Source organism: Plantactinospora sp. CNZ320, assembly GCF_002846275.1.
This window is the reverse complement of the sequence record NZ_PJMP01000001.1, coordinates 2,237,918-2,250,476: the sequence shown is the minus strand read 5'-3', so window position 1 is coordinate 2,250,476 and position 12,559 is coordinate 2,237,918. Positions and strand designations below refer to the sequence as shown.

Sequence of the window (12,559 nt, the reverse complement as noted above, 5' to 3'; positions counted from 1 at the left end):
GGTCAGGGGACCAGGCGCAGGATGCGATCGTCGTCGTCGGACGGCGAGCCGCGTCCGTCCCGGTTGGAGGTGAGCACCCACAGCGACCCGTCCGGCGCCGGGGCGACGTGCCGGAGCCGGCCGTACTCGCCGGTCAGCAACGCCTCCGCGCCCTGCCCGTCGGTACCGATCCGATAGAGCCGCTGCCCGCGCAGGCAGGCGAGCCAGACCCGGTCACCTACCACCGCCAGCCCGCTCGGGGACGCCTCGTGGGTACCCCAGGTGGCGACCGGTGCGACGAACCGGGAGTCGTCGGAGTCGCCCTCGACCTCCGGCCAGCCGTAGTTCCCGCCCGGCGTGATCCGGTTGAGTTCGTCGTAGTGGTTCTGGCCGAACTCGGCCGCGTACATCGTCGCGTCGGCGTGCCAGCCGAACCCCTGCACGTTGCGGTGGCCGTAGCTGTAGACCAGGGTGTCGCCGAACGGGTTGCCGGGGGCGGGCCGGCCGTCCGGGGTCATCCGGAGGATCTTGCCGGCCAGACTGTTCCGGTCCTGTGCGGCGTCGCGGTCACCGGCGTCCCCGGTGCCGACGTAGAGCATCCCGTCGGGGCCGAAGGCGATCCGCCCGCCGTTGTGCGTACGCGAGCCGCGCGGGATCCCGCTCAACACGATCTCCGGGCTGCCCTCGCCGAGGCGCAGCCGGGCGACCCGGTTGTCGTCGGCGGCGGTGTAGTAGACGTACACCCAGCGGTCGGTGGCGTAGTCGGGGGAGACGGCGATGCCGAGCAGGCCGCCCTCGCCGGCCGGAGTCGCCTCCTCGATCCGGGCCACCTCCCGGGCCTCGCCGCCGGAGACCTGGAGCACCCGTTTGCTGTCCCGCTCGGTGACCAGTGCCGAGCCGTCGGGAAGGAAGGCGAGCCCCCAGGGCGCTTCGAGATCGGCCACCAGGGTCTGCACGGTGCCGGCCCGGGCCCGGGGCGCGTCCGAGACCGACGGGTCGGCGAACCAACCCCGCCACAGCCCCACGCCGATCCCGGCGGCGGCCAGCGCCACCACCAGGACCACCACGATGACCCACCGACCCGTCCGGCCCGTCGTGCGCACTCCCGGCTTCGCCACGGGTACGACGGTAGCCCGTTCCGGGCTGTCCGGGTGGCGGAGGCGCTACGGCCTGATTGTAGGAGTTGCGGCGCTGCCTGCGATCTCCGGTTGGGAGAGCCCGCCCCGGATCGGGGAGGCGAGCCGGGGCGGGCGTGGGGTGCTGAGTTCATCGCCGCCTTCCCACAGGTTGTCGGGAAGCACCTCCGGGCGCAATTCGGCAAGCAGGTCCAGCACACGCTGACCCCGGCGCAGGCCAAACGGCTCAACCGCTGGCCCGGCCGTTCCAACAGCGAAGGCCAGGTCGTGTCGGCCAGCGTCGCCGGAATGTCCATCAGCACCGACGCGGAAGGCCTGGTCAGCGAGTACGTCACGCTTTGCCTGGACGACGGCTCCGAGCTGTACCTCGTCCCGTGTCCGTGGACGGAGGAGCTGTGACACCCGCCGAACCGAAAGCCATCAGGACCAGCGACCCCGAGCGGTACGAGGCGCTGACCGGGGCGCAGCGTAACCGACAGTTGGCGGCAGCCGCCGCGCGGCGGGGTGACCCCCTGTACAGCAGCGAGCACGACCCCTGCCGCCCCACGCCCTACCAGCGGCAGGCCAAAATTGAGCGTGAAGCCGTACGGGTGATCGGCGAACCCGAACCGCGGGTTTACGGGTCGAACAGGGGACATGCGATGACATCGAGACCCGTAAGAGCCTTCCTCCTCCGCTAGCTCCGCCGGTAGCGTCGTCTCTCTAGTCCCCGGTCGATGCACAGTCACCTTCGAGGGAGCTCCTATGCCCAAGCACTCAGACTACGAACGGATTGAACTACCGGAGTGGTTCGCGCCGAACGGCGAGAAGATGTGGCTGCTGCTGTACAAGGACAAGCCCTACATGAAGGTGGCCGCCTATAACACGACTCTGCGGGTGACCGAGGTGATGAACCGCACTGGCGGTGGACACGTCTTCATTCAGGTCACCGGGCAGGCGGTCGGTGAACAGCCTGAGGACGAAGAGCCCGAAGCGCAGGGCTGATAAACGTATCGGGGCCGCCTACCTTGCCAGGGTGACGCTCCGTCGCATATAGATCTACCCACCGAAAGGTCGAGGCTAAAACCCGACAGCAGGGGTGTCCATACTGGCTGACCGCGAACCGGAGGCATCGGGACCGTCTGCCTGGTGGCGGGCGGCCTCGACCGCTGCCCGGTTACTCCTTGCCGGCCACGTAGACGCCTCGTCCCGGCTGCCCCACGGACGAGGTCCGGGCGTTAGCGAGCATCGGCACCATAGCCATCGCCGCCACCAGCGACGTCGGCGCCGCGCAGGTGTGGATCTGGCCGGGGGCGAGTGCTGCGGCGTGCTCGCTGCCGGCGCCGACGGCCTCCTTGACGTGGCGGTCAGCCCGGACGGCCGATGGGCGGCCACGTTAAACACTGACGGCCTTGTGTTCGTATGGGACCTCGGCGCCGATCCCTTTCGGCGTCGAGTCGTTCCGGACGCTGGCGAACGACTACGACATCAAGGAGCCGATACAACTAGGTTTAGTCGACCGGGCCGATCGCCTTCGCGAGGCCGACGAAGCTCGTCCATGCGGCCGGCTCGAACGCCAGCACCGGGCCGGTCACGTCCTTGCTGTCGCGGACGCCCACGACGCCGGGAAGGTTCTTCGCCACCTCGACACAGGTGGACCCGCCGTTACCGCTGCGGGTCGACTTCCGCCAGATTGCGCCGGTCAGGTCTGCCATGCCGTTGCTACTTCCGTGATCAGGTCCAGTGTCAGGGGCGTGGGCAGGGCTACAGCCCTGATTGCTTCCCACTTTGCCTCCAGCGTATCAATGTCTTCGGGCTTGCTGACCACGCGTGCTTGCAGCGGATCGTCCAGGTGTGCCACGCCCCCGGTCGGGCCCTTGGCCAGGATGAAGCCGCCGGCAAGTCCAGCGTGTGCCCCGGCGGTCAGCGGCACTGCCTGAATGTGGACATGGGGATTCTCGGCGAGCTGGACGAGCTTCCGGCTCTGCTCGGCCATCACCGCGTTTCCGCCGACGTTGCGGCGTAGCGCCGCCTCGTCGATCATCGCGAAGAACTGGGGCGGCCGGCGCCCACCGAGGATGGCCTGTCGTGCCATTCGGGACTCGGTGCGCTCGTCGACCTCGTCGGCGGACATCAGCCCGCCCCAGCCGAGTACCGCCCGCGCGTACGCCTCGGTCTGGAGCAGACCGGGGATCAACGCGGGCTCGAACCAGCGGAGAAGCCTGGCCTCCCGCTCCAGTTCGATCCATTCCCGGAGCCACGTCGGCTCCCGACGCCGCAGTACGTCCGGCCAAAGGTCCCCTACGTCCCTCCCAACAGCCTCTGCGACTCGGTTGCGGTGCCGGGTCTGCGGGATGCGTCCCCGGGTTACCCATCGCGCCGCTGTCTTCGGATCGACGCCGATCTGAGCTGTGAGAGATTCGGCCGTCTGGCCCGATTCGGCCATGGCGATCTGAAGTGCTCGGTTCATTCCTGCTCCCAACTGGACGTCTCGAACCTAGGGAGAACCTCATGAAGCGCGGTGTGATTGTTCCGTAACGGAAAGCATGATTGCAACCACGCATTCCGCCCGGTTCGGCCGCGTTACGGACGGATGCCCACGGAGGTGGTGTCGGTGCGTCGGAGCCTGGCCCATCCCCGTCCACACTCCGGCCGACGGGAGGTACCACCATGAGACTTCGGCGCAGACGGCCCTACCACCGACGCGACTGGCGCCGCCTTTGGCGATACTGCCGGTGTGGTTGGCGCTGGCGCTGTCCCGGCTCGATCGAAGTGGTGCCAGCGCCCTATTCGCCACTGCCCCCGGTCGAGCTGACGGAGACCGAGCTGGCCGAGATCCGCGCCCTGACGCAGCCGCCCCGGCACAGCGAGACCGCGCCGGTGCACGGACGTGACCGGTGATCGGACCACGGAGCCGTTGGGAACGCTTTGCCGCACGACGACGCAGACGCGAACTCCAGGCAGACGGGCACACCCCGACCCAGACGTACGACTGCCGCGAATGTAACCACCCCTGGCCATGTCAACAGGCCCGGCTCGCCCTGCTCGTCGGCTTCGACGGCGACCGGGTCGGACTGTTGGTCTATCTCGGCGCACACCTCGCCCACGCCCTGCAACAACTACCCGACACCCACCCCGCACTGCTCGTCGGCCAGATCCTGCACTGGGTGCCGCGCCGCCGCTGACCCGCCTCATCACCCCCACGCCCGCCCCGGATCGACTCCCCTGATCCGGGGCGGGCACGGGTGCGGAGCCGATCGCGAGCGGCTCAGTCCTCAGCGACGACCGTGGCGTACTCGGGATGCCGATCGAGGTAGGCGACCAGGAACGGGCAGGTGACCCGGACCCGTTCGTCCCGGTCGCGGAGCTGGTCGAGGGTGCCCCGGGCCAGCGCGCTGCCGACACCCTTGCCCTCGAACTGCTTGTCGACCTCGGTGTGCGCCAGCACCTTCGTCCCGGACTCGACCTGATAGCCGATGAAGCCGGCGAGGGCGTCGTCGACCAGGATCTCGAAGCGGCGGCGGGCGGGGTTCTCTTGGACCAGGAAGCTCACCGGAGCAATTCTCCACCCACCAGCCCGGTGCCGTCGGTGACCTCGGCCACGGCGAGCCGGTCGAGTTCGGCGAGCAGCCGGTCGACATCCTCGACGGTGTTGTAGTGGTACACGCTGGCCCGGACCGCCCCGCCACTGTCCCGCAGCCCCAGCGCCGAGAAGTACTCGTACGCGTAGTAGTCGCCGGCCGAGACGCAGACCCCGCGCTCGCCGAGCGCGGCCGCGGTCTGCTGCGGTGTCCGGCCGGCGAGCCGGAACGACACGGTCGGGCAGCGGTGCTCGGGCGCGCCGTAGACGGTGATTCCGGGCAGCCCGGCCAGGCCCCGGCGGAGGCGGTCGAAGAGCCGCTCCTCGTGGGCGAGCGCGGCGGCCAGCCCGGCCCGTACCCGGGACCGGCGGTCACCGGTGGCATCCGGGTCCAGCCCGGCCAGGTGGTCGACGGCGGCCCGGATCCCGGCCAGCAGCGGGAAGCTCGGCGTACCGAGTTCGAACCGCTCCGGTCCCCGGTCGGGGGAGGGGTGCAGCTTCGCCGGGCGCAGCTCCGCCCAGCGGGCCGGGTCGGCGACGACGGCGGACAGGTGCGGGCCGGACCACTTGTAGGCGCTGGTGACGTAGAAGTCGGCGCCGAGCGCGGCGACATCGGTCGGGCCGTGCGGGGTGGCGTGCACCCCGTCGACGTAGACCAGCGCACCGGCCGCGTGCGCGGTGGCGGCGATCCCGGCCACGTCCGGCACGGTGCCGATGGCGTTGCTGCCGGCGGTGAGCGCCACCACCCGGGTACGCGGCCCGACCAGGTCGGCGTACTGCCCGGCGGGCAGTTCACCGGTCTCCGGGTCGAACTCGGCCCACCGGACGACCGCGCCGGTCGCCTCGGCCGCCTGCACCCAGGGCCGGACGTTGGAGTCGTGGTCGAGCCGGGAGACCACCACCTCGTCGCCGGGGCGCCACGCCTGGGCGAGCGTCCGGGACACGTGGTAGGTGAGCGCCGTCGCGCTCGGCCCGAACACCACCCCGTCCGGGGTCGCGCCGAGCAGGTCGGCGACCGCCGCACGGGCCGCTGCCACGAGTTCACCGGAACGCTGCCCGGGAATGTGCGCGCTGCTCAGGTTGGCCACCGCGGTGCGCATCGTGCCGGCCACCGCCTCGGCGACCGGGGCGGCGACCTGGGTGCCGGCGGCCCCGTCGAAGTGCGCGTATCCCTCGACGAGGGCGGGGTAGGCGGCCCGGACCCGGGCGATCTCGAACGGCATGGCAGGCACGATATCGGCCGTTGCCACGATCTTGGCCGGGCCGTTGCCTGGATCACTCCGGGTACCGTTGGTGGGGTGACGAATCCCCCGTACCGCCAGATGACCACCGTCCGTCGCGCTGCCGGTCTCCTCGCCGGCCTGGCCCTCGGTGTGGCCGTAATGGCCGGCTGTAGTTCCGAGGGCGCCAGCACCGACTGCGGGCTGGACGCCTGCACCGTCACCTTCGACCGGGGCGTCGATGCCCAGGCCAGCATCCTCGGCGTCGAGGCCAAACTGGTCGGCGTCGACGGCGACCGGGTGACCATCGAGGTCGCCGGCGAGCAGTTGTCGCTTACCGTCGGCCAGCAGGCCACCGAGGTCGGCGGCCTGTACGCCACGGTGCAGAGCGCCGATGCCGACCAGGTGGTGGTGAGGATCGGCCGTAACGCCGGCTGATCGCGTGACACGGCGGCGGTGGCGGTCGACCGCCACCGCCGACCGCCGGTGGTACGTCGCCCCGCCCGGACGTTTGGAAATCTTCCCGATCGGTCATTGACAGGCCCATGTCAGCGACTTCGACCGCAGGAGCGAGCGCGGCCCGCGCCGCCAACAGCAAGCCCCTGGAAATCCTCGCCCGGGCCGGCTTCATCGGCTACGGGATCGTTCACCTGCTCTTCGCCTGGCTGGCATTGCAGATCGCCTTCGGCCGGCCGGCCGACGACGGCGACCAGTCGGGCGCACTGCGTACCCTGGCCGCCCAGCCACTCGGCCGGTTCCTGGTCGGCGCGATCGGTGTCGGCCTGCTGGCCATGGCGATCTGGCAGGCCACCGAGGCAGTCGGCGGCCACCGGGACTACCGGGGCAAGGAGCGGGTCATCGAACGGCTCACCTCGGCCGGCCGGACCATCGTCTACCTCTACTTCGCCTGGACGGCCTATCAGGTGGTGCAGCAGGCGAACTCGTCCAGTGCGGACAAGCAGCAGGCACTGACCGAGCAACTCATGACGTCCACCGGCGGTCGGTTCCTGGTCGGGCTGGCCGGGCTCGGCCTGGCCGCCCTCGGCGCCGGGCTGATCTGGTACGGCGCGGTGAAGAAGTTCGAGCGGCACCTGAAGACCGGTGAGATGAGCCCGCAGACCCGCAAGCTCTCCCGCCGGCTCGGCGTCGCCGGCTACGTCGCCAAGGGCATCGCGTACGGCATCGCCGGGCTGCTGGTGCTGACCGCCGCGGTGAACTACGACCCGGACCGGGCGCGGGGCCTGGACGCCGCCCTGCACACCCTGCGGGAGCAGTCGTACGGGTCGATCCTGCTCACGCTGGTGGCGCTCGGCATCGCCGCGTTCGCCCTCTTCTGCGTCGTGCAGGCGAAGTACCGCAAGGTCTGACCTTCGCCGGACGTCCCGGGCGTCCGGGAACCTCCGGCCCGACAAAACGCTTCGCAGCCATCGCCGGGTGCGGCTCGGGAGAAGTCCCGCAGCAGCACCCGGCTTTTGGCATGGAAGGAAGAACATTGGTGGACAGCTATCTGTGGACGGTCATCGCGACGGTGGGGGCGGCACTGCTCGCCCTCGGCGTGGTGGAGGCGGTGCACCGGACGGTACGCCGGCTCGGCCGCCGGTCGGTGCTGCTCGACGAACTCGCCGAGCACTCGTACCGGCCCTTCCAGGTGGCGGCGACCGTGCTGGCGATCCAGTTCGGGGTACGGTTCAGCACCGGCTACGGCGTCGGCACCCCGTGGCGGCAGACCCTGCTGCACCTGCTCGTCCTGGCCGTCATCGCCACCACCGCCTGGCTGGTCGCCTCGCTGCTGGTGGTCAGCGAGGACACCGCGCTGGCCCGGTTCCGGGTCGACGTACCGGACAACCGCCAGGCGCGCCGGATCAAGACGCAGATCGTCATGCTCCGCCGGGTCACCATCGCGGTCATCGTGGTGCTGGCCGTCGGGGTGATGCTGATGACCTTCCCCAGCGTCCGGGGTGTCGGCGCCAGTGTGCTCGCCTCGGCCGGGGTGATCGGCGTGGTCGCCGCGCTGGCCGCGCAGAGCGTGCTCGGAAACGTCTTCGCCGGGCTGCAACTGGCGTTCAGCGACGCCGTCCGGCTCGACGACGTGGTGGTGGTCGAGGGGGAGTGGGGCCGGATCGAGGAGTTGACCCTCAGCTACGTGGTGGTGCAGATCTGGGACGACCGGCGGCTGATCCTGCCGACGTCGTACTTCACCAGCAAGCCGTTCCAGAACTGGACCCGTACCCAGGCCGCCGTGCTCGGCACCGCCGAGTTCGAGGTCGACTGGTCGGTACCGGTACAGGCGATGCGCGAGGAGTTGCGCCGGCTGGTGGAGGGTACCGAGCTGTGGGACGGGCGTACCTGCGTACTCCAGGTCACCGACGCGGTCGGCGGAATGGTCCGGTTGCGTGCCCTGGTCAGCGCCGCCGACGCACCGAGGCTCTGGGACCTGCGTTGCCTGGTGCGCGAGCACCTGGTCGGCTGGCTGCGGGACCAGCGGCCGAGCGCCCTGCCCCGGCTGCGCGCCGAACTCGGTGACGCCGCCGTCCGACCGCACTGGCAGTCGTCCGGTTCCCGCCGGCCGTTGCGGGGCGGCACCGTCGCAAGCCGGCCGGCCGAGCACGAGCCGCCGGACGACGCCCGGCTCTTCGGCGGTACCGACGACGGCGAGGCCCGCAGCAGCGCCTTCGTCGGCCCCGACGAGCCGGTCGAGGCACCTCAGCGCTGAGCCTCGCCTCGCCTCGCCGGCTCGAGGTGCCGCAGCGCTGAGCCTCATCGAGCGTGATGCCACGGTGTCATCCTGATGACACCGTGGCATCACCGTGCCGTCGGGGAGCGGCGCCGCAGAGCCCTTGACCTGCCGGATCGGCCGTCATCGGAGCGTCCGGTGGCGGACACTAGCCACAGCGGGGCGGGACATCCCTGCACCTCCGCCGCACCGACGGGCCGGCCGCGCGGCACCGGGGAGGGGCGCGACGAGGATTCCGCGTCGACGAAACGGACATCCGGCGCCAGCAACGGTCGGCAGGATTGAACCACCCGTGACCGGGGCATACAGCCCAGGAGCCGGGATAGGAGGACAGCATGGCCGACGTCGTACGCGACTCCGCTCGACCGGTCGCGGAGCAGTCCACCGCCGAGCTGGTGCAGCGTGCCACCGAGCAGGTGTCGCGGCTGGTACGTGACGAACTGGCGCTCGCCCGGATCGAAGTGGCGGAGAAGGCTCGGCACGCCGGGATCGGGGCGGGACTCTTCGGTGGCGGCGGTGTGCTGGCGCTCTGCGGACTCGCCCTCCTGGTGGTCGCCGCGGTGCTGGCCATGGCACTGGTGCTGCCGGCCTGGGCCGCCGCGCTGGTGGTGGCCGGGGTGCTCTTCGTGCTCGCCGGGATCTTCGCGCTGATCGGCCGACGCCAGTTGCGCCGAGCGGCGCCACCGGTGCCGAAGGCGACGGCGGAGAGCCTGCGCGCGGACGTGCGTACGGTGGCCTCGGCGGTCCGGGACAGGGGACAGGGATGAGTCGCAGCAACGGCTTCGGCAACCCGGAGGCGCTCCGGGCGGAGATCCGGCAGACCCGGGCCGAGTTGGGCGAGACGGTCCAGGCGTTGGCGGCCAAGGCGGACGTCAAGGCCAGGATCAAGGGTTCGGCGGCGCAGACCAGGGATCGGATGGTGCGGCGGGCCGGGCAGACCACCGCGAACGTCCGGTCCTCGGTGCACGACGCCGGTTCGGTAGCGTTGCGCCATCCGGTGTCCTGGGCCGTGTTCGCGGCCGGGGCGCTGGCGCTGGCGGTCGTGGTGCTGATGGCACGAGGGAGACGTGGGTGAGCAGGACAGTCAGCAAGATGGCCTACCGGCCGGTGGGCATCCTCATGGGCATGGCCGCCGGTGTGGCCGCGGGTGCGGTCTTCCGACAGGTCTGGAAGTTGACCGCGGGCGACGGTGAGGCGCCCGACGCGATCGACGAGGACCGCCACTGGGGCGAGATCCTGGCCGCCGCCGCGTTGCAGGGGGCCATCTTCGCGGTGGTCCGGGCCGCTGTGGACCGGGGTGGCGCGATAGGCGTACGCCGGCTCACCGGCCGCTGGCCCGACTAGATCGACCGTTCGGTGCCCGGGGGCGGGATCACCGCCACCGGGCACCGGATGTGAGTACGCTTCGGTTCATGCGTCGATCCCTCGCGCTCGCCGGTGCGCTGAGCCTGCTGCTGACCATCTCCGCAGGCTGCACCGACCGGGGCGCCGATGACCCGGCCGGAGTGGACTCCACCGCCCTGCCCGAGGCTGCCGAACTCCTCAGCGGTGCGGCGACCGAGTTGGGCACGGTGAAGACCGCCCGGTTCTCGATCGCCACCGAGGGAGCGGCCGAGAGCCTCGGGATCAGCGCCGCCGAAGGCGTGATCACCGCGACCGGCGAGGCACAGGGGACCGCCAAGATCGAGCAGGGCGGGCTGCCGCTGGAGCTGTCGTTCGTGGTCAAGGACGGGACCCTGCACGTCAACGGGCTGACCGGCGGCTGGCAGAAGCTGCCGCTGGCGACCGCCGCGGCGATCTACGACCCGACCGCGATCCTCTCCCCGGACCGGGGCGTCGCCAACCTCGTCGGCAGGGCCACCGGCACCACCAAGGGCCGGGAGGAGGTCGACGGGGTCGACACGTACCGGATCGAGGGGACCCTGCCCGGCGCGGCGCTCGGCCACCTGGTGCCGGGAGTGAGCGCGGACGTCACCGGCACGCTCTGGATCGGTGCGGACCGGCGGCTGCTGCACCGGGCCCGGTTCCCGGTACCCGGCCAGTCCGGGACGGTGACGGTGACCTTCTCGGAGTACGACGCTCCGGTCACCATCCGTGTCCCCTGAACCCGTGGCGCGGGCCGGTCACCGGCTCGCGATCGGGGTGGGCGGCGCCGCGGTGCTGCTCGCCGCCCTCGACGCGTACGTCGTGGTGACGCTGCTTGTCGAGATCCTCGGCGACCTGCGGGTACCGGTCAACCGGCTGGAACGGGCCACCCCGGTGGTCACCGGCTACCTGCTCGGCTACGTCGCCGGGATGCCGTTGCTGGCCCGGCTCTCCGACAGGTACGGCCGGCGGGTCGTCATCGAGGTCTGCCTGGCCGGCTTCGCCGCCGGTTCGGTGCTGGCCGCGCTCGCCGACAGCCTGCCGCTGCTGGTCGCCGGTCGGGGCCTGCAGGGTCTGGCCGGCGGTGCCCTGCTGCCGGTGACGATGGCACTGGTCTCCGACCTCGGCTCGGCCCGGCGCCGGGGGCTGACCCTCGGGCTGGTCGGCGCGGCGCAGGAGCTGGGCAGTGTGCTCGGTCCGCTCTACGGTGCCGGGCTCGCCGCGCTGGTCGGCTGGCGCGGTGTCTTCTGGGTGAACCTGCCGCTGGCGGCGCTGGCGATCGTGGTGGTCCGGTTGACGCTGCCGGCCCGGGAGGACCGGCGGGATGCCGTCCGGCAGCGGGTCGACGTCGTCGGTGGGCTGCTGCTGGCGGTCGCGCTCGGGTTGCTGGTGGTCGGCCTCCACAATCCCGATCCGGCACGCTCGCTGCTGCCGCCCTGGGGCCCGGTCACCGTCGGGGCCGGGGTGGTGCTGTTCGGCGGGTTCCTGCTCTGGCAGGCCCGGTCCCGGACCCGGCTGCTGGATCCGGCCGGGGTACGGATGCGGCCGTTCCTGGTCGCCCTCGTGGTGAGCGCACTGGCCGGCGCCGCGTTGCTGGTGACCCTGGTCGACGTGCAACTCTTCGCGCAGACCGTACTCGGCCGTGATGCCGTGCAGGGGGCGCTGCTGCTCACCAGGTTCCTGGTGGCGCTGCCGGTCGGCGCGGTACTCGGCGGGCTGCTCGCCCGTCGCCTCGGCGAGCGGGCCGTCACCGTCGGCGGCCTGGCGCTGGCGGCATTCGGCTACCTGCTGGTCGCCGGCTGGCCGGCGGAGGCGTTGGCGGCCCGGTACGCGATCGGACCGGTCGGGCTGCCCCGGGTCGACACCGATCTGGTACTGGCCGGTTTCGGTCTCGGGCTGGTCATCGCACCGCTGAGTTCCGTGGTACTCCGGGCGGTGCCGCCGGCACAGCACGGTGTCGCCTCCGCCGCGCTGGTGGTGGCCCGGATGATCGGGATGCTGCTCGGCGTCGCCGGGGTGACCGCGTGGGGGCTGTACCGGTTCCAGCAACTCACCGCCGACCTGGTGACCCCGCTGCCGTTCGGTGTGGACCGTGCCGTATACCAGCGGCAGGTCGCCGAGTACACCGCCGAGGTACGCGCCGCCCTCCGGGTCGAGTACGCCGAGATGTTCACCGGCGCGGCCCTGTTCTGCCTGCTCGGCGCCGTTGTGGCGATCGCGCTCGGCGGCCGGGGCAGCGCCGTCGAACCGGCTGTGCCGGCTGGTGACGAGGCCGGGCGGACTTCCCGGGCTGATCCTGTTTCGTCCGGATAGCGGTGCCGCCGCAGTGGTCTGCGGTCGATGTCTGGAGGGCCGCCGGGGTGCGCTCACAGGTCACATGTCGGAGAATTTCGTCGGGTAGGCTATGCGAAGTTTTTGTGTACGTGGTTTGCTGTTCCACGCTGTTGAGAGATGGCGTGGGTCGAGGGAAGTCCTCCTTCGTGGGGGCCGACTCAAGGCGCCGCTGCTCGAAAACGGCCAACCGGCCGCACGGCGTGCTCGGCCGCCAGTTTTAGAAGGAGATACA

The 12,559-nt window shown here is 71.3% G+C and carries 17 protein-coding genes; 12 read left to right on the top strand and 5 right to left on the bottom strand.

Going from position 1 to position 12,559, the window contains the following annotated elements; all coding sequences use genetic code 11:
• Positions 1 to 2: 2 nt before the first annotated feature.
• Positions 3 to 1,043, bottom strand: coding sequence for a PQQ-dependent sugar dehydrogenase (locus CLT71_RS09795; RefSeq protein WP_486483662.1), 1,041 nt, complete (start codon positions 1,041 to 1,043; stop codon positions 3 to 5).
• Positions 1,044 to 1,187: 144 nt separating this feature from the next.
• Between CLT71_RS09795 and CLT71_RS09790 the strand changes: the two genes are divergently transcribed.
• Both CLT71_RS09790 and CLT71_RS09785 read left to right on the top strand, forming a co-directional pair.
• Positions 1,188 to 1,514, top strand: coding sequence for a hypothetical protein (locus tag CLT71_RS09790; protein WP_101366837.1), 327 nt, complete (start codon positions 1,188 to 1,190; stop codon positions 1,512 to 1,514).
• A gap of 345 nt (positions 1,515 to 1,859) precedes the next feature.
• Complete coding sequence (locus CLT71_RS09785; protein WP_101366836.1) at positions 1,860 to 2,099, top strand: hypothetical protein; 240 nt, start codon at positions 1,860 to 1,862, stop codon at positions 2,097 to 2,099.
• Positions 2,100 to 2,605: 506 nt separating this feature from the next.
• Here the strand turns inward: CLT71_RS09785 and CLT71_RS09780 are convergent.
• A complete protein-coding gene (locus CLT71_RS09780; protein ID WP_101366835.1) occupies positions 2,606 to 2,809 on the bottom strand; it encodes a DUF397 domain-containing protein in 204 nt (67 codons plus the stop codon).
• Positions 2,797 to 3,564: a Scr1 family TA system antitoxin-like transcriptional regulator gene (locus CLT71_RS09775; RefSeq protein WP_101366834.1), complete on the bottom strand. Its 768-nt coding sequence runs from the start codon at positions 3,562 to 3,564 to the stop codon at positions 2,797 to 2,799. The genes CLT71_RS09780 and CLT71_RS09775 overlap by 13 nt, the downstream gene beginning before the upstream one ends.
• Before the next feature lie 305 nt (positions 3,565 to 3,869).
• Between CLT71_RS09775 and CLT71_RS37915 the strand changes: the two genes are divergently transcribed.
• Positions 3,870 to 3,995 (top strand): hypothetical protein, encoded by a 126-nt coding sequence (locus CLT71_RS37915; protein ID WP_486483170.1) that lies wholly within the window; start codon positions 3,870 to 3,872, stop codon positions 3,993 to 3,995.
• A complete protein-coding gene (locus CLT71_RS09770; protein ID WP_101366833.1) occupies positions 3,992 to 4,279 on the top strand; it encodes a flavin reductase in 288 nt (95 codons plus the stop codon). The genes CLT71_RS37915 and CLT71_RS09770 overlap by 4 nt, the downstream gene beginning before the upstream one ends.
• Before the next feature lie 83 nt (positions 4,280 to 4,362).
• On the opposite strand, the gene CLT71_RS09765 is transcribed toward CLT71_RS09770, so the two are convergent.
• Positions 4,363 to 4,647 carry a GNAT family N-acetyltransferase gene (locus CLT71_RS09765; RefSeq protein ID WP_101366832.1) on the bottom strand — a complete coding sequence of 95 codons (285 nt, stop codon included), beginning with the start codon at positions 4,645 to 4,647 and terminating at the stop codon, positions 4,363 to 4,365.
• The gene (locus CLT71_RS09760; RefSeq protein ID WP_101366831.1) at positions 4,644 to 5,897 is read right to left on the bottom strand and encodes a cysteine desulfurase-like protein; all 1,254 of its coding nucleotides are present in this window, start codon (positions 5,895 to 5,897) and stop codon (positions 4,644 to 4,646) included. Before CLT71_RS09760 ends, CLT71_RS09765 begins: the two co-directional genes overlap by 4 nt.
• 99 nt (positions 5,898 to 5,996) lie before the next feature.
• Here CLT71_RS09760 and CLT71_RS09755 point away from each other — a divergent pair, with 99 nt between their 5' ends.
• The 8 genes from CLT71_RS09755 to CLT71_RS09720 all read left to right on the top strand — a co-directional run bounded on the left by CLT71_RS09755 (position 5,997) and on the right by CLT71_RS09720 (position 12,306).
• Positions 5,997 to 6,332 (top strand): hypothetical protein, encoded by a 336-nt coding sequence (locus CLT71_RS09755; RefSeq protein WP_101366830.1) that lies wholly within the window; start codon positions 5,997 to 5,999, stop codon positions 6,330 to 6,332.
• Positions 6,333 to 6,439: 107 nt separating this feature from the next.
• Entirely contained in the window at positions 6,440 to 7,261 is an 822-nt protein-coding gene (locus CLT71_RS09750; RefSeq protein WP_101366829.1) for a DUF1206 domain-containing protein, read from the top strand.
• A gap of 128 nt (positions 7,262 to 7,389) precedes the next feature.
• Positions 7,390 to 8,607 (top strand): mechanosensitive ion channel domain-containing protein, encoded by a 1,218-nt coding sequence (locus CLT71_RS09745; RefSeq protein WP_101366828.1) that lies wholly within the window; start codon positions 7,390 to 7,392, stop codon positions 8,605 to 8,607.
• Positions 8,608 to 8,963: 356 nt separating this feature from the next.
• Positions 8,964 to 9,395 (top strand): phage holin family protein, encoded by a 432-nt coding sequence (locus tag CLT71_RS09740; protein WP_101366827.1) that lies wholly within the window; start codon positions 8,964 to 8,966, stop codon positions 9,393 to 9,395.
• Positions 9,392 to 9,703, top strand: coding sequence for a DUF3618 domain-containing protein (locus CLT71_RS09735; RefSeq protein WP_101366826.1), 312 nt, complete (start codon positions 9,392 to 9,394; stop codon positions 9,701 to 9,703). Before CLT71_RS09740 ends, CLT71_RS09735 begins: the two co-directional genes overlap by 4 nt.
• A 17-nt stretch (positions 9,704 to 9,720) precedes the next feature.
• Positions 9,721 to 9,972, top strand: a complete 252-nt coding sequence (locus tag CLT71_RS09730; protein ID WP_486483661.1) for a DUF4235 domain-containing protein — start codon at positions 9,721 to 9,723, stop codon at positions 9,970 to 9,972.
• 68 nt (positions 9,973 to 10,040) lie between these two features.
• Entirely contained in the window at positions 10,041 to 10,733 is a 693-nt protein-coding gene (locus tag CLT71_RS09725; RefSeq protein WP_101366824.1) for an LppX_LprAFG lipoprotein, read from the top strand.
• The gene (locus CLT71_RS09720) at positions 10,723 to 12,306 is read left to right on the top strand and encodes an MFS transporter (protein WP_486483169.1); all 1,584 of its coding nucleotides are present in this window, start codon (positions 10,723 to 10,725) and stop codon (positions 12,304 to 12,306) included. The genes CLT71_RS09725 and CLT71_RS09720 overlap by 11 nt, the downstream gene beginning before the upstream one ends.
• Positions 12,307 to 12,559 lie beyond the last annotated feature (253 nt).